At 51.9% G+C, this 16,826-nt stretch carries 10 protein-coding genes; 1 reads left to right on the forward strand and 9 read right to left on the reverse strand.

Annotated elements, in window-relative coordinates; genetic code table 11:
- Positions 1-12: 12 nt before the first annotated feature.
- From ACMGDE_RS13550 to ACMGDE_RS13590, 9 genes are all read right to left on the reverse strand, one after another.
- Positions 13-1,086 carry a DUF6807 domain-containing protein gene (locus ACMGDE_RS13550; protein WP_436833344.1) on the reverse strand — a complete coding sequence of 358 codons (1,074 nt, stop codon included), beginning with the start codon at positions 1,084-1,086 and terminating at the stop codon, positions 13-15.
- Positions 1,087-1,096: 10 nt separating this feature from the next.
- Positions 1,097-2,440 carry a Gfo/Idh/MocA family protein gene (locus tag ACMGDE_RS13555; RefSeq protein ID WP_436833345.1) on the reverse strand — a complete coding sequence of 448 codons (1,344 nt, stop codon included), beginning with the start codon at positions 2,438-2,440 and terminating at the stop codon, positions 1,097-1,099.
- A 69-nt stretch (positions 2,441-2,509) separates the two neighbouring features.
- Entirely contained in the window at positions 2,510-3,706 is a 1,197-nt protein-coding gene (locus ACMGDE_RS13560) for a glycoside hydrolase family 88/105 protein (protein WP_436833346.1), read from the reverse strand.
- 139 nt (positions 3,707-3,845) lie between these two features.
- The gene (locus tag ACMGDE_RS13565) at positions 3,846-5,528 is read right to left on the reverse strand and encodes a RagB/SusD family nutrient uptake outer membrane protein (RefSeq protein WP_436833347.1); all 1,683 of its coding nucleotides are present in this window, start codon (positions 5,526-5,528) and stop codon (positions 3,846-3,848) included.
- A gap of 27 nt (positions 5,529-5,555) precedes the next feature.
- Complete coding sequence (locus ACMGDE_RS13570; RefSeq protein ID WP_436833348.1) at positions 5,556-8,510, reverse strand: SusC/RagA family TonB-linked outer membrane protein; 2,955 nt, start codon at positions 8,508-8,510, stop codon at positions 5,556-5,558.
- Positions 8,511-8,544: 34 nt separating this feature from the next.
- A complete protein-coding gene (locus ACMGDE_RS13575) occupies positions 8,545-9,858 on the reverse strand; it encodes a glucuronyl esterase domain-containing protein (RefSeq protein ID WP_436833349.1) in 1,314 nt (437 codons plus the stop codon).
- Between the two features lie 215 nt (positions 9,859-10,073).
- The gene (locus ACMGDE_RS13580; RefSeq protein ID WP_436833350.1) at positions 10,074-12,968 is read right to left on the reverse strand and encodes a glycosyl hydrolase; all 2,895 of its coding nucleotides are present in this window, start codon (positions 12,966-12,968) and stop codon (positions 10,074-10,076) included.
- Positions 12,965-14,371 carry a glycoside hydrolase family 28 protein gene (locus ACMGDE_RS13585; protein ID WP_436833351.1) on the reverse strand — a complete coding sequence of 469 codons (1,407 nt, stop codon included), beginning with the start codon at positions 14,369-14,371 and terminating at the stop codon, positions 12,965-12,967. Before ACMGDE_RS13585 ends, ACMGDE_RS13580 begins: the two co-directional genes overlap by 4 nt.
- A gap of 18 nt (positions 14,372-14,389) precedes the next feature.
- Positions 14,390-15,652 (reverse strand): glycoside hydrolase family 88/105 protein, encoded by a 1,263-nt coding sequence (locus ACMGDE_RS13590; RefSeq protein ID WP_436833352.1) that lies wholly within the window; start codon positions 15,650-15,652, stop codon positions 14,390-14,392.
- A 167-nt stretch (positions 15,653-15,819) separates the two neighbouring features.
- Here ACMGDE_RS13590 and ACMGDE_RS13595 point away from each other — a divergent pair, with 167 nt between their 5' ends.
- Positions 15,820-16,821 carry a LacI family DNA-binding transcriptional regulator gene (locus ACMGDE_RS13595; RefSeq protein ID WP_436833353.1) on the forward strand — a complete coding sequence of 334 codons (1,002 nt, stop codon included), beginning with the start codon at positions 15,820-15,822 and terminating at the stop codon, positions 16,819-16,821.
- Positions 16,822-16,826: the final 5 nt, after the last annotated feature.

Here is a 16,826-nt window from a genome sequence, read left to right on the forward strand (position 1 = left end):
ACGATCGACGTACTATTGTCCACTGAAATCCGCAAATCGTTCATTGATGGCAGCGGCGTCCAGTTTGCTTCCGCCATGGATCAGGATCTTATATCTGAACCGGGTCGATGCGTTTTGATCCAACTTGAAATTCAATTCATCCTTGCCCCCACTCAGTTCTTTCTGCCCTAGTGGATTGGCGGCAAACAATCCGTAGCCCCGGGCATGCCAATAGGTAGGGTATCCGGGATTGCCGGGGTGATCAAGCATTACGAGCGACACCTCTTCCCCCTCAATCGTGCCATTGAGGGTCACCCATTTCCCCCTTGTACCCCATACGTCATCTCCTTCTACCCCTTCACTGCTCACATAACGCCCCGTCACGCCGTCATTATTCGTTTGGGCGACTTCCGTGACGATGCCATTGGCATCGGTAAAGGTAGCTGGCTCATCAGTTGGGTGCTCAAGCGCTCTCGCGAGGCGGATCCCCAGTACACCTTCCTTGTTGTCCTTAAAAGAGATGTCTTTCAGCGCCGTCAGTTTGATGTCCAGTTCAACGGAAGTGGTACTGTCTGCTTCCACACGAAAAATATATTGGGTTTCTTCCCGCAGGAGGCTATCGCCCTGCGGCCCCACCCAATATTTGCTCACGTCGAGCACACCGGTGTTGCCGTTGCTTTCCGTCTTGTTGACAGCAGCATGGAGGATGCTTCCGTATCCCGCCCGCCTTTCAGCGGGGATAGCTGTTGAGTTATTCCAAAAGTCAAGCCCGTTCACATCGCCGTAGTTGAACCACAACCCGATGTGATGCGGGTGGTCTGTCCGCTCGTTTGCACGGGGCTGTACAGGCCAACCCCGGGTAACAAAATGTCCGCCTTTTGTGCGCAGGGGAAACAAAACTGGCTTTTTCAAGCTATCGGCATAGCAATACGCCGTATACGGTTGGCCATCGAGCAGGATATCAATGCTGCTGCGCTCTGGGTGTTCGACGAATGAAAACCGGTTGGTCGGCTCCTGTTGGGCCTGTCCCGAAGGTGATTGTCCGCAGCCGGTAAAAACAGCGGCCGTGATGAGTACGCCCATCAAACTTACAAGTGTCCTGTTCATCGCCGATCGGTTAAGATACCACTACTTCTTGCTTGCTATCATCGAACGTCACGCGCTTGCCGGTTTCATAGGCCGTACGGCCCATGATATTGGCAACCGAATGGTTATAGCCAGCGACCACATCAGCATTAGGCGTTTTCCTATTCCGCACGCACTCCATCCAGTTCAGCATGTGCAATGAGGTCATCGGATCGCCACCCGTGTTGGCTGAGGTCTCTATTTTGGCCGCATTCGGAAGGGTAAACGGTTCGAGCAAATTCTCCTTCATGTCCATTTCAGCTGCCATCCGTTTGGTCAGTCCGCCTTCGGAAGTCACCTCGTTGGTATCCAGGTTCAGTGAACCCGCATTTGAAAAATACAGCTCTTTTACATCGCCGGCCGAGTTGGTGAACCGCGATGAGTACAGTACCTGAAAACCCGTTGTCGGATCATCCGCCGGGCCGTAGTCCATCACCGCCGTGAGCGTATCTGGGTTGGTCCGTCCATCATTCCACAGGTAAATCCCGCCGTTGGCCACCACGCTGCGCGGATGCGGCAGGTCGGTAAACCAGTGTACCGTATCAATCTGATGAGCCATCCACTGGCCAAAAATGCCGGATGAGTATGGCCAGAACAACCGGTACTCCAGGTATTTCCGGGGATCCCACGCCACTTTGGGACGGTTCATCAGGAAACGGTCCCAGTCGGTATCCTGCTGGCGGATCTCCTTGGTCAGTTGCGGCAGGCGCCAGCGGCCGGGCTGGTTCACATTCCACGTCATCTCGACCATCTTGATATCTCCGAATTTGCCTGAGCGGATGTATTCGTTTGCAGCGATATAGTTGGGGGCGCTGCGCCGCTGGGAACCAACCTGCAAAATCTTGCCGGTTTCTTCCACCGCTTTCCGCACTACTTTGGCATCTTCCAATGTCTCGGCCAACGGTTTTTCGACATACACATCTTTCCCATGGCGCACGGCATCCGCGGCAATCAGCGCATGCTGAAAATCAGCAGTACTGATGATCACCGCATCCACGTCGGTCCGCGGGAAAAGCTCGTCGTTGTTCCGATATTTCGCGATTTCCACGCCTGCCTTTTCCTTTAGATAGGCATAGGCCTCATCCCGCCGTCTGCTCCAGATATCGGACACAGCCACAAATTCAAAATTCTGGGCTTTCGCATGGTTCATAAAACTGGGAAGCAACGAGCTTTTAAAACGATTGGAAAACCCAACGATGCCTACCCGTACGCGGTCATTGGCGCCCATAATCCGTGCATAACTTTTCGCGCTGAATCCCATGGCGGATAGCCCGAAGACACCGGCTCCTACCGAAGCGTTCTTGATAAATTCTCGACGAGAGTTTGTTGATTTCATCTTCATTTAATTTTATAATGGTGACTACTGTAATAATAACGATAAAAACGCACAATCATTCCGTGCAAATCAACTAATTGAAAGAATTTTTTCCATTTCTGCGGCGCATTTAATAAATGCCCCGATACCTTTGGGGTCATTCTGAATAACCGGTTCGCTGATGTAATACGCAAACGTCCCATCCCGATACCTGCCCGTGCCCCCAAGACCGGATACCTGTACCGTCTTTTCCAAGTTTATCCCCCCGTCCTCACGGGCACTGATAAACGCCCGCAAAATTCCTTCGTATCCACGTGTTACATCAGCGCGATACCGTTCGGGGAGATATCCCATACGCATCCCCTTTGCCAACGTATAGACCAACATGCAGGACGCGGATGCCTCCAGGTAGTTGCCCTCGCGCTGCCCCTGGTCGACCACGTCATACCACACACCCGATTTTCCATCTTGAAAATCGGTAACAGCATCGGCAAAACGGTTCAGAATTCCCACCAGTGAATCACGCCCTGCGTGGTCTTCCGGAAAATGGTCGAGCGCATCAACCAACGCCATCCCGAACCATCCCAATGAACGGCCCCAGAAATTGGGGGATTGTCCGGTTGCCTCATCGGCCCATGCTTGCTCGCGCGATTCATCCCAACCATGATAAAGCAATCCGGTTTTTTCGTCCCGGCTGTGCCGCTCCATCAGCACGAACTGGCGGGTGATGTCGTCAAACGCTTCCGGCTCATCAAACAACTTGGCATATTCAGCATAGAAGGGCTGTCCCATATAGAGGCCATCCAACCACATCTGGTGTGGATAGATCTTTTTGTGCCAGAATCCACCTTCAGAGGTCCTCGGATGTGTACGCAGTTGATCGCGCAATACGTTAGCGGCTTGGCGATACTTGCTTTTGCCGGTTACCTGATACAACAGCAGCAGCAGTTTACCATTATTGATGTAGTCGATATTGTACGCTTGCTGCTGATACCTCCGGATAGTACCGTCCTCCTGCACGTAGTGATCCATCATCTTCTGGATATAGGCAAACCATTTACGGTCACCCGTGGCTTTCCACACGCTCTCAACTCCTTTGAGAATCACGCCCAGGTCATAGCTCCATTTCGCAGGCTTGCCTACCCCGTCCAAATTGAACGAATCGGGCCAAAGTTTCATCGCAGTCTCTGCCATCCGTACGCTATAGTTTTCTTGTTGCTGTGCCGGGCATTCCGTTCCGATAACCAATGCAAGCAGCAAGAATAATATGTTGACTTTAATGACCATAATCCGTTAGCGTTCAATTACAATGTTACCGTAATCTTTCATATCAACGAAAGATTCCATCGGTTTTATTTCCGCAATCGTTACCGGAAAAGAGGACATGATGCCGACCAGCATCAAGACGCAGCTACCGGATCAATTGTCAATTATATCCCGGATTTTGCTTAAATTCGTCCTTGTTCATGATCGCATCCAGCTGTGTTTGCGGAATCGGCCTCACCGTGTGAAAATCCTTGATGTTGCTCTTACCGTCCGGGTTATAGGTCTGCACGTATTCGACCAACTTTCCGGTCCGTTTCAGATCGTACCAACGGGTGAACTCACCTGCCAGCTCCCGTGCCCGTTCTTCCAAAATAAAATCCAGGCTCAGCTCGGCCGCAGTGATCTCCATGTCGATTTCTTTGCCCGGAATCGCTCTTGTGCTGCGCAGTTCATTGATGTATTCAAGGGCCTCGCCTGGATTCGTGTTCAACTCAGCTTCCGCCACGATCAGATACAGTTCTGCCAAACGGATCACAAACACGTCACGCGAACTCCACTCTTGCGCCACGGTGAGGCGGGTAGGATCCATGAATTTCGAGAGTTGGATAAACTGCGAACGCAAAGCTGGCGTACCGTCCGCCCGATACATATTATTCCGGTCGATCAGCCGATAACGGTTTCTGGCCCGCTCCACCTGTGCCGGAGTGGCCACGGTTTTCAGCGTCACGATGGCAGTATCACCGAAGCCCATTTCCGGATAAATCGGACTTTCACCGGGCACCATACCCGATTTTGTGGCCAGCCAAACCGTCTGGAAACTGCCGTGATAGCGCTGATCGATGCCCTCATTATACAGGTCCAGCAAATGCACCGATGGCATGTAGCGCTGGAATGGGCGCCCATATCCGATGGTGCGTTCCATCCCCACTTCCCGGTCATACACCATGATGAAATGCAGGTGATTATTATTACCCCGGCCGCCCACGGCATCAAAGTCGCCATTCAGCAAGTCATCGTTCGTGTAGTTCACATAATAGAGCACTTCGCTATTGCCCCCTCCATCAGCATTGGCCATGTCCCACATCGCTTTGTAATCGTCAAACAGTTGGTAGCGACCGCTGGCGATCAGTTCTTTAGCCAGTGCAGCCGCTTCGCTATACAAAGAGGCATCATTGGTTGCACTGGCACGGGTCAGGCATGCGCGGGCTTTGAACGCTTTCGCCACGTCTTGTGTGATGCGGCCATCTGTTGATTTCGCTGGATTCAGATTAGCGATTGCGACATCCAGGTCACCGAAGATCACATTGTAAAAATCGTCTACCGCTGATCGCGTAGCCGTCGTGACAATACCCTGCGTAGGCTCCGTATTCAGCACCACATCACCCCATGTTTCCACGATCAGAAACAGGTATTGTGCGCGCAGGAAACGGACTTCTCCCTCGTATTGCGCCTTGGCGGCATCATCCAGCGGAGATTGCGGTAGTCCGGCCAACGCAGTATTACACACGTTTAAGCTCCGGTACAGATTATTCCACGCATCGGTTATGTTCGTCTGTCCGCCGTTCAGATCCACCGTGTAATCCGATAGCTGGTTGGCCTTGTTGTCTCCACCCCGGAGAAACAGATCAGTGCCGGTCTCCGTCATCGCCAGCGGAAATTCCTTGCCGTACCAGGTACGCAAGCCGGAATAACTGGCGTTTACGACACTGATCATGCCCTGTTCCGTACCGTAGAATGCATCTTCCGTCAATCCGCTTTTATTCTGCTCTTCTAAGAATTTTTCGCAGGAAGAAAGGCCAAGTGATAAAGCGGCTATTGATATTCTTAACAATTTCGTTTTCATAATTCGTCGTTTTTTATCATCACCTATTTAAAAATCGAGATTTACACCAAACACCATGGCTTTGGTCATCGGAAATGCCATTGAACCGCCCCGCTCCGGATCATAGTCGTGCAGCTTGCTGAAAACAAAATAATTCTGCAGCGTGCCGTAGACACGGAGACGATTGACCTTGATTCTCGTTAAAAGGGACTGCGGCAATGTATAACCGAGCGTAATATCCCTGATCTTGATAAACGAACCATCTACATAACGCAGCGTCGGCTGGAAGAGGTAATTGGTGGTTGAATAGCTGCTATTGGGTCGCGGAAAGGCATTGGTCGGGTTCTCCGGTGTCCAGTAATCAACCAATGTACCGTTTTCCAATGCATTCGCTTTATAATAATACCCTTTCTCAAAGTTGATTACCTGTCCGACACGGCCAAACACGAACACAGACAGGTCGACATCTTGATAAGAAAGGCTGTTATTGATACCGAAAGAGAACTTAGGTACCTGCGAGTAGACCACCCGATCTTCCGAATCGCTGATGCCGTTTCCGTTGGCATCCAGGATTTTGATATCGCCCGGCTTGTAGCCGCCAAATGCCGTGGCCGCTTCTTCTTCACCCAGTTGCCAGATGCCCGTCTTTTTATAATCGTAAAAGATCTGCAGCGGCTCGCCGACAATCCAGTTATTGGCAATATTGCGACTGACCCCTTGATTCAGCGACAGGATTTTTTCCCGGTTCAGCGTATAAGACCAATCGGTCGTCCAGTTAAAATCACCCGATTCGATATTACGGGTGTTCAGCGACACCTCAAATCCCCGATTCTCCGTTACCCCCACATTTTGCAATACGGAAGCGTAGCCAGTCGAGGTCGGCAATAAGGCTGGCAGCAGCAGGTCAGTCGTCTTAGAACGGTAGAAGTCAACGGCACCAATGATCCGGTTATTGAAAAACCCAAAGTCTAGCCCAATGTCCCACGTGGCGGTCGTCTCCCAGGTTAGCTCCGGGTTCTTCAAGTCCGTGGGATAATAGCCGAATGCCGCCGATGTCCCGAATGCATAGGCCGAGCGCGTCAACCCGCCGAGTGTGCCGTAGGGATCGATGGCACTGTTTCCCGCTTCACCCCAGCTTACCCGTAGCTTCAACTCACTGATCTTTTCGCTGCCCTGCAAGAAGGCTTCATCCTTTAAGCGCCAAGCCCCCGAAACAGAGGGGAAATAACCCCACTTATTCCCCGTAGCCAACACCGAAGAGCCATCTGCCCGCAGCGATGCCTGGAAGATGTAACGGTCCATGAAGATATAATTCACCCGACCGAAGAATGAGGCAAGCGCTGTTTCATTTAATGAGCTCCCAATATCCTTGGATATCGTATTGGAACCCAGATCATAAAATTCATTTAAGGCAGACGCCTGATTATTGCCTGACCCGGTAAATTCTTCCTGTTTAGATGCAATCGTACTGGTTCCCACCAGCGCCGTGACCTGATGATCGCCCACTTGTTTGGTGTAGTTCAACGTGTTTTCCCAGGTATATTGCAAGTAGGTTCGAACCTCATCCCCCGACGATGAATTCCGGCCTACGTTGGCGATCGTATTATAGTCGCGAAAATAACCATTACGGAAATCGTTGATATCAATACCGATGGTAGACTTGAACAGGAAGTCCTCGTGGAACTTGATATCCAGAAAACCGGACGTGAATAAGCGCTTGTCTAATATATTATTGACAAATACCCCCTTTTCTTCATCGGCCAATGGATTGATCTGGGTGTTATATCCCGGTGCCGGATAGAGGTTCAAGGTACCATCGTCATTATACGCTTTGGCAATGGGCAGCATTTTCTGCGCCATGTTCAGCGGATTATCCCGTTGGTCTTGGTTTTTAAAGGTATACAGGGCATTGATCCCGACCTTGAAGATCGGGCTGATGGTCTGTTCGAGACTGAGCCGTCCATTATACCGGCGAAAAACATCGTTCCGGATGACCCCCCTGTCACGCTGGTAGCCGAACGAAGCCGCGTACAACGAACGTTCGCTGCCGCCGGACAAATTGATTTCGTAGTTGGACATCAGCCCCGTGTGGAAAATATGGTCTACCCAGTCCTCAAACTGCCCATTGTTCAGGTATTCCAACTCCGTTGCATTGAAGATTTCCGAATCGTCCCGGTACTCCCCGTTATTGGTAGTACGGTAGGCTTCCCGCTTCAGCTGCGCGTACTCCAGTCCGTTCATCAATTCCGGATACAGCGCTTTCGTGTTGACAGAAGCATAAGCCGAAGCCGATATATTGGTGCGGCCGGTGCGCGTTCCCTTTTTCGTGGTGATGATGATCACCCCGTTAGCGCCCCGTGTACCGTAAATGGCCGTAGACGACACATCTTTCAGCACGTCGATCGATTCAATGTCGCCGGGGTTCACATCGACAAATGAGCTGTATTGGATACCATCCACCAAGATAAGCGGTGCATTGCTGGCGTTCAATGACCGGTTCCCGCGCAGCAACAAGTTTACATCAGCTCCAGGCTGTCCGGAACTTTGCGTGATGTCCAACCCGGCCACTTTGCCCTGTAGCGAACGCAGCACGTTAGTGGTCGGAATCGCGGTGATGTCTTTGGCTTTTACAGAGGCCACCGCACCGGTCAGGTCTCGTTTCCTCATGGTTCCATAACCGACGACAATCACTTCATCCAACGCCGTGTCTTCCCGTTCCAGGCTTATATTGAGTTGGCTCGATGCTGCGGGTACTTCTTTAACCATATACCCCAGGTAGTTGACCACCAGGATCACGCTTCCAGAAGCGGGCACATTCAGCGTGAAACTCCCCTTGGCGTCCGTTTGTGTGCCCGCCGGTTCACCCTTTACCTGTATCGTCACGCCATGTAACGGTTCCTTGGTAGTGGCATCGGTTACCGTTCCGGTAATGGTTCTTGTCTGCGCAAAGCAAAGGACAGTACATACACAGACCAGCGTGGTTACATAAATTTTTCTGATCATAATTTAACGTTTTAAATGGGTTACTATTGATTTCTCACAAAAACCTTTTCATATACTTGATAAAGACGTCCCAGTCGGAGGGGATCATGCCGTGACCGCCATCGTGCATGTAATACCCCAGCTGTTGGTAAGCCAATGACGTGTCCCCGGCTTTCGGCATCTTCGGAAAGGCATTTTTGATACCGAACAGGTCGTATACCGGCTGCGCCGCCCGCGCCGCCAAAAACTCCCCTTTCGGATCCGACCAGTAATCGGTGTCTCCGGTTTGCAACAAGAGGTAGCGCGGCGCCATGAGTGCGATCAGCTCATGGGCATCGACCGGACAATTGTTGAAATCATCAGAATAAGCGTGTCTATTGGGCGCAAACTGATAGTAGTAGCGAGACGTATCCGTCATGTGCTTGATGTTTTCGCCGTAGTCACGTCGGCTTAGTGCAGCCCCTCCCTCGCCCGAGCAACTGGCCAGTACCATTTTAAAGCGTTCGTCATTTGCCCCGGTCCACAACACCGTTTTGCCCAGGCGTGATGAACCCGTAAGCGCCACGCGCTTGGCATCGATCTGGCTATCCGTCTCCAGATAATCCATGACCCGGCTTAGTCCCCACGACCACGCAGCGATAGCGCCCCATTCATCCGGTGCGGGTGCTGTTTGGCCATTCTTCAGGTAGTATTTCCGTATACCGCCAAGCTGAATGCCTTTCTTCAAATCGGGGTCAATGTCACCGTAATACAGGGTGGCGAAGCCGATGCCACTGGCCACGATGTCTTCGATGGGTGCTCCCCATCGTGCTGACCCGCCATTTTCCTTTGTTGCAAGCGTCCGCTCAATGCCATTACCCTCCCGTGGCCATACCAAACCCGCTTTGATGCCGGCGTCCTCGGCCGCCGCGATATTGGGGACGAAGGAAATATTGAGCAGCAGCGGGACGGCTTGTTGTGCATTTGCGGGCAGGTAAAACAGTACATCCACTTTGTGGTCGGCGGTATCTTCGGTGAAATAGATGGTCACTTGTTTTCGAATCGCTTTACCACCGAATACTGGCGTTCCTGCGTCAAACACGTTGAAAGATAGCCTAGCGGGTTTAGGGGGTGTTTTCCCGAACTGCGTAGTTTCAAACAGTCGGTGGATCTCCGGTCTGCGCTGGTTGATCCACGCTGCTTTGCTGGTTACTTTCCGCCCGTTTTCCATTGTCAGTGGATCCGGCAGCGTATATACCCCCGCTTTTGCCTCATCGTAGTTAACGGGTATTCCGGCAACCCGTTGGTTCGGGTCCGGCTGACTGTAACTTACCCCGTAAGCAAACAGCATGAGCAGCGACAAAACAGCTTTAATCAGTGATTTCGTCATCCCTATAAAATTGGTGTCTATGATCGCGGCGGATCACAGTTATATAATTGGTTATCAACGCCCAATCCCAAATTGGTCGGGATCAGCAATACAAGTATACGTTGATTCAAGGTTATTGGCGAACCAACACCGCGGAAAAACTACGCAAACGATACCGGTAACGATTGCGAAAAAAAACCAATAAAAATCATCGCGCTACAGCATACCCCTAACACCTACCGATCGTCACGGGTTAATCTCAAAAGCGGTTTTAGCAATACAGGACCCAATAATCCGGAATCCATCGGTTGCCAGCCCTTCGCCGTGAATTTTCCATCGTCGCCCATGTTAGACCGGAGCCTTGCGTTAACGTTCGTGTTGTAGAATATCCGCCAGGGAATACCTTTTTTATCCATGTCGGCAATCCTGTTGGCCATCAGGTTTGAGATCTTGATCGTCAGCGTATCACTGCCTTTGAAGTGCTTCGCCGGAATATCGAGCGTGTATGGATGGCCGATCAGCGTGCCCAGGTATTCTCCATTCAGGTATATGGCAGCGCTTTCGTTGACTGTCCCCAGGTCAAGGAGCCACGCATCCGCTCCTCCAGGTAGGTTGGGAATACGCGTTGTGTATTCAGCCGTCCCCGAAAACGAGGCGTATTCCGGTCCATATTCCGTCCACGATCCGAGCTGGTCTACCGCCACGGTTTTCGGCAATGCCGGTCCCCCTTTCGTGAAAGCAAGTGTCCAGTCCCGATCCAGCGAAATAATGTCATCGGCGTTCCCATCTCGGTAGTAGGGGTAGTCATCGCCGGTATAGCGCCCCTTAAATGTCTCGACAACCAAGGATTCGTCTGGTTTCATTTGCAGGTAGATTTCGGTATTGCCGTCCGATTCACGGGTGCGCGCATAGCCCGCAATACCGGTCATGGGATTATAGCGTGCGGCAGACGCGTAATCAGCCTGTAGTGTTACCCAACCCTCAAAGCCTACCTCACGCGAATTGGTGATAAAATAATAAAAGTTACCATCGTCTTTCAGTCTCCGGATACACTGAAGGCCTTGGCTGTACATGTTTTCAGGGGTTACACCAGCATAGGTCATTAACCCTTCCAGCTCGTCCGATATGACCAGTTGACCTTTCCCGTGCGCGGCAATGCGCAGGTTTCCCTTTTGTTCGAAGGATAGCTGGTTTTTCAACGAACGCAGGCGTCCGCGGCTATTTTCCAAATCGGCTAATCCGGGCACATCTTCCGGTAAGGTTTTGTGAAAAACGATAGTTGCGCCCGCTTGTGCCAAATTCACGAGCTGCTCGAATGTCTTAGCGGGCATATAATGCGTTTCGGGAACCAAAACTGTTTTGTACCGGTTCCCTCCGGTGTGCAGCGCAGCATCCGTACAGGATACCGCTAGCAGTTGGTGGTCGCTTAGCGCATCCCACGCATATCCGCCTTCCGTAAGAAAATCCCCGCACATTTTCATGGTCAGTCCATCGAACAGATGGTTGGAATGGAACGAACGGAGCAGCTGCTTTTCGGTTTCAGTGTCCGACCACAGATCGGCTATCCCAAAGTACAACAACACATCGTTAGCCGGTTTGCCGGCTTGAAGAAAACGTTGCGTACGCGCTACATATTGATTCAATGTACCGAAGTCATCCCAAAAACTGTTAGCAGGTGTAAAATGAACCGCGGCATAAAAAAGCCATCCCGGCCAGGGTGCATCTTGTGGAGAATAGGCAGTTCCGTGGTAGAATACATGGTTCACCCCTGCCAGAAAAAATGTGTCCAATGCCGACTTGACATCGCCCAGCGTGGACTGAAAATGTTCACCCAGCCAAGTGCCCGACTCGGATGACACAAGCCGTTTGCCCGTCACATGGGCAGCCGATGGCGCGCTTTTGAGGTTGACGATCTCACTTCCTTCGATCTCGGGGACATCGCTCGCCGCATACAGGTCCAAGACATTGGCGGGCGACCCGTGGGCTTGGTTGCGTATCCCTTTGCCTTTTTGCGCCGCCCAGGTCTGCCAGTTTTCTGTAAATCGCTCTAACAGTAGGCGGCCAATGGCGACGCGGTAATCGTAAATGACCCTACTGTTCATTTCCGGTGTATCACGCCCCAAAAGTGCCGGCAGGTGATCCTTCAAGTCATATCCATGGAATTGCTTGAATTCTTGGAGGAACGCTGGTGTCCAATTGGCTTCTCCCGCCGCATCATCCACTTCGTACGAATCGTTGAAGTAGTATCTCAGGTAGCTCAGGTCATATCCCTTGAATGCATCATCAAACCTGCCGAGGTATCTCCGAAGTGCCGGTTCCGAAAAATGGTCGATCACTTTGCCCTCGCCTCCAGGTCCGGCGCGCTCGACCATTTTGCCGTGATCGCCTTCAAAAAGCGCGCACAGCACCCAATCGCCTGAGGGTGCTGTCCAATCAAGCATACCGCTGTTCACGTGGCTGGTCAGATCGATCACTTCCTCGAAACCCGCCTTTCCTTTCCTGTTGGCCGTGAGCAGCACCAAGGGCAACTCTTTCTCGTACCGCACCTGGTCAAACGCATACGCTTGCAGGTCGCTGTTTGCCGTTACCGGCTGTTTGATATCGTCGATGGTCACCTTTTTACTGCCTTGTGTCCTGACGAGCGGCTGCTGCGTATACGTGATTTCTCCCTGGAAGCGCTCGCCACCCCGCACGTCCACCACGCTGGATACAAAATTCTTGGTGGCATCCGATTCCGCAACCCACGGTCCGCCAAACGGCCACCCAGAAGCATTAGCCATGTCCACGCCCAATCCGAGTCTTTTCGCCTCGTTCAGCGTGTAAACCAGTTTATCCATCCACTGCGGCGTGAGGAAATCGATAAACTGACCTTCGGATCCCCGGGTGCCATAGATCGGTGTAATTTCCACGCCGCCGAGCCCCGCCTTTTGAAATGCCTCCAGCATCGCGGTAATGTCTCGTTCGGTCACCGCGCTTCCAAACCACCACCACCGTGTCCAGGGTTTTGTTTCTTCGGTCAGTTCGGGCCATTGGATTTTCCCCGATTCCTGCAGCTGGGTTGATCCCCCATCACAGCCCAGTGTCCATAGCATGACCAAAAGCCACGTCGCGTTTCTTCTAGCGTTTATCATAAGTTCACATGGTCACAATCGATCACCTTCACAGATTGGCCATCCGCCGTCTCGATGGATACGTTTTCAAATGTCCAATCCTTCGCATGCTGGATCTTTCCACCTTCCTCGGCTTTGATCTGCACGTCTTTCAAGTGAAAATCCCGCAGCGGATTCTCTTCCAGGCCGTCTGCGAATATTGCCCGCCGGGCGTCACGGCAGCTGATCTGTTCGATGGTTACGTTGCGGAAAGTCGGTATTCCTCGCCATGCCGGCAACACAGGTTCCAGCATTACCCGCCAGCGGTCGGGCAAGGTACGTTGGTCATAACCTGCTGGCAATTCGGAATAGCTATATGACGGATTCCAATTCGGGGTGAGCTCTATCGCCACGCCTACGCTATCCATGGTAATGTTATGCAATTGGATATGCTCCACAATGCCTCCCCGGTTGCGGGCAGACTTGAATCGGATGCCTACCCCTGTCCCCTGCGCCTTCAGGTTACGCGCGATGATGTGCCTCATCCCCCCAGAGGTTTCACTTCCGAAGGTAATCAAACCACCCCCCCTGCGGGAAATGCAGTTTTGGATCAAGATGTATTCCGTTGGCCGGTTGACTCGCAGTCCGTCCCAATCTCGGCCTGATTTGATGCAGAAGTTATCATCATTGCAGTCGATATCGGCATTTTGTACCAACACCCAAGAAGACGAATCGATGTCTATCCCGTCCGTGCTTGGTCCGTGCCCGCCGATATTGTTCTGCACCGTGATCCCGTCCACAGTCACGTAAGACGAATAGAGGACATGGACGGTCCAGAAGCCTGCCCGCTGGAATGTCACATCCTTGATGAGGATATCCCAGCAACCATCGATCAGCAGTGTTCTTGGGCGTTTCGCGTCATAGTCGACTATCCAGCGCAATTTCTTCGGTTCGTATTCCTTTCTCAACGCCCAATAAGCATCCCAAAAAGGTTTGCCCTGTCCATCCACTGTGCCTTGTCCCGTCACCGCGGCATTCCGTTGACCGATGATGTTGATCAATGCCGCGGGCCACATCATCTCCACGCCCGCCACGCGGGTCCATATTTCGGGATAATCGGCCAATTCCTGACTGCCCAGCAGCGTCACGCCTTCTCCTATCTCGAGCTCCACATTCGATTTCAGGAAGATGGCACCGGTGAGGTATGCACCCGGCGCGAATACCACTTTGCCACCACCCGCCGCGGCGCAACTGTCCACCGCGGCTTGAATAGGCCCGGTATTCAGCGTGTGCCCATCGCCCCGCGCTCCGAATTCGGTGGCCTGGAATACCCGCTCGGGGATATCCAGTTGGCGGACGCCCACATATTTTGTCCATTCAGGGTCTTCAGCATGCGCAGAAAACACGCCGATGCAGCACAGCAATAACAACGTTCGTAACACCATTATCAATCGATTTGATACCTATTCGGATTCATCCAATAGCCGTTTCAATTTGACGATTTCAATACCTGCGTCGATTACCGAGCCCACCCCATGCTTTTCATTCGGTCTGGCCGGACGGGTATAGTAAAATTGCAGATCGTCCTGTATCCCCGTTCCCACGCAAATATCGCTCACCTGTCCATCCGGTTTGATAAAATGCTTCTTCATGCCTTCCCAGCCTACTAAGGCTACCGAAGCATAATTCCTTCCTAACCATCCTTCATTCACGGCTTTGGCAAATCCCTGCACAAACATCGCCGTAGCCGATGCCTCGGCATACGAATCCGGCTTATCAATGAGCTGATGCCAAAGCCCCTCTTTATCCTGATACCGCGCTAAGCCGATCAACTGTTTTTGAAGGTTGCGGATCATGTCTTTGCGGTGGGGATGGTCGTCGGGTAGGTGATCCAGCAAGTGCAGTTGCGCCAATACGATCCAGCCGTTGCTACGCCCCCAATGGGCCACACCATGCTGTTGGTAAGGTGCGTAATAGCAATGATAATAGAGTCCATTATGCGGGTTCCAGAGGTGTTTATCAAAATTGAGCACCTGGGTTACAGCATCCTCAAAATAACGATCTTCACCCGTGAATACAGCCATGCGCGCAAGAAAAGGGACACTCATATAGAGGTCATCGGCCCATAGCGTTTGGTCTACCGGAAACGTGCGTACCAAGGTCCGATCGGCCAACCGTGCCTGCCCCTCACTCAGCCGTTTGGCACCCCGAGCCACGTAATCCCTGTACGCTTCATCCGGGGTGGATTTGTAAACCTCCAAAATACTGGCACTCATCGCGCCGAAATCATCCAGCTCCTGCATGGTCCACAACTGCCCGAAGGGGAAGCGGTGGTGCGGACGATCATGCTTAAACCTGCGCTGGAATTCGGCATAGTTCGCAAAGCCAAAGGCCACGTGGTCTATTGCATACCGGGCATAGCGTTGGTCTCCCGTAAATTCAGCCAAATTAAGCATAGCCATGTTAACAACCCCATTGGTGTAATGCCATTCTCCGTACGGCGTCTTGAAATCGGCTTCCACCTTTTCGGGGATCTCACTGGCCGTGGCGTAGGACTTGCCCTGTTTGTCTACAAACGCAAATTCGGCTTTGGTCAAGATATAGTCAGCCACGCGGGTTACTGTTGCGATATCAGATGCCGCCGCTGCCTCTTGCGCACAGAATCGCTGGCTGTATGTCATCAGAAAAACAAGCAGTATTACTTTCAGTAAACAACGATGTCGCATGGGCGATGAAGTTCGTTTGTGGTTAGCTATTACAATATTATGCACTTCGGCGGTGAATCCCGCTCATTGGCCAATAAAAAATTACGCAATCGATACCGGAAACGATTGCGGTATCCGGCGGTGGTATCCGGCATTTTTCATAGCTTTGTATAAACTAAAATTAAACCGTGTTCAAACCCATTACGATCAAAGACATCGCGCAAGCGCTGGATCTCTCCCCATCCACCGTGTCACGTGCACTGAGTGACAGCTACGAAATCAATGAGGAGACCAAGAAACGGGTACTGGAATATGCTGAACGGCATAATTACAGGCGCAATCCGATGGCCTCCAGTCTCCGCCATGGCCGCAGCTATTCGATCGGGGTCGTAGTATGTGAAGTGGCCAACAGTTTTTTTTCCCAGGCCATAGACGGCATCGAATCCGTCGCGTATGGCAAAGGCTACCATGTCATCATCTCGCAGAGCCATGACTCCTACGAGCGCGAAGTGGTCAACATCCAGCACCTGGCCAATCGGGCCGTAGATGGCTTGCTGATTTCCATGTCGGCCGAAACCAAAGATTTTTCGCACATTGTCAACCTGCATGAGCAAGGACTTCCCATTGTGTTTTTTGACCGGATCATTGATGCTTTTGAGACCCATACCGTCACTTCCAACAGCCGTGAAGGCGCCCGCAGGGCTACCCAGTCACTTATTGACAGGGGATTTAAAAAGATCGCCCATTTAGCGAATGCGCCTCACCTTTCCATCACGGCCGAACGGCTCGAGGGCTATGGGGAGGCCTTGAGAGAAAACGGCATTGCACTTGATGCATCGCTTATTCGTTATTGCCATCACGGCGGCCGGATCCAGCAAGAGGTAGAAGGTGCCGTCGATTATTTTATCAATAAACATCCCGATGCCATCTTCGTGGCCAGCGATCGATTGAGCATGGGTTGCCTGAGCGCCTATAACAAGCTCGTGCCGAAAGGCAAACAGCCTGCTGTCGCAGGCTTTTCCAATTCAGACGTGTTGGATCTGCTGCAACCGGGCTTTACCTGTATCCGCCAGCCCGCTTTTGAAATGGGGCGCGCGGCCATGGAAATGCTCATCCAGCTGATTGAAAGCAGTTATCCAGTCTATGATTTTGAGAACATCGTATTAGATACGGATTTGATTTCGCGATAAACGGG

This window comes from Parapedobacter brassicae (assembly GCF_051400755.1).
Taxonomy (GTDB): domain Bacteria; phylum Bacteroidota; class Bacteroidia; order Sphingobacteriales; family Sphingobacteriaceae; genus Parapedobacter.

Excerpts from the sequence above, each read along its gene's own strand:
- ACMGDE_RS13550 (WP_436833344.1), bottom strand. The coding sequence starts at position 1,086 with ATGAACAGGACACTTGTAAGTTTGATGGGCGTACTCATCACGGCCGCT.
- ACMGDE_RS13555 (WP_436833345.1), bottom strand. The coding sequence starts at position 2,440 with ATGAAATCAACAAACTCTCGTCGAGAATTTATCAAGAACGCTTCGGTA.
- ACMGDE_RS13560 (WP_436833346.1), bottom strand. The coding sequence starts at position 3,706 with ATGGTCATTAAAGTCAACATATTATTCTTGCTGCTTGCATTGGTTATC.
- ACMGDE_RS13565 (WP_436833347.1), bottom strand. The coding sequence starts at position 5,528 with ATGAAAACGAAATTGTTAAGAATATCAATAGCCGCTTTATCACTTGGC.
- ACMGDE_RS13570 (WP_436833348.1), bottom strand. The coding sequence starts at position 8,510 with ATGATCAGAAAAATTTATGTAACCACGCTGGTCTGTGTATGTACTGTC.
- ACMGDE_RS13575 (WP_436833349.1), bottom strand. The coding sequence starts at position 9,858 with ATGACGAAATCACTGATTAAAGCTGTTTTGTCGCTGCTCATGCTGTTT.
- ACMGDE_RS13580 (WP_436833350.1), bottom strand. The coding sequence starts at position 12,968 with ATGATAAACGCTAGAAGAAACGCGACGTGGCTTTTGGTCATGCTATGG.
- ACMGDE_RS13585 (WP_436833351.1), bottom strand. The coding sequence starts at position 14,371 with ATGGTGTTACGAACGTTGTTATTGCTGTGCTGCATCGGCGTGTTTTCT.
- ACMGDE_RS13590 (WP_436833352.1), bottom strand. The coding sequence starts at position 15,652 with ATGCGACATCGTTGTTTACTGAAAGTAATACTGCTTGTTTTTCTGATG.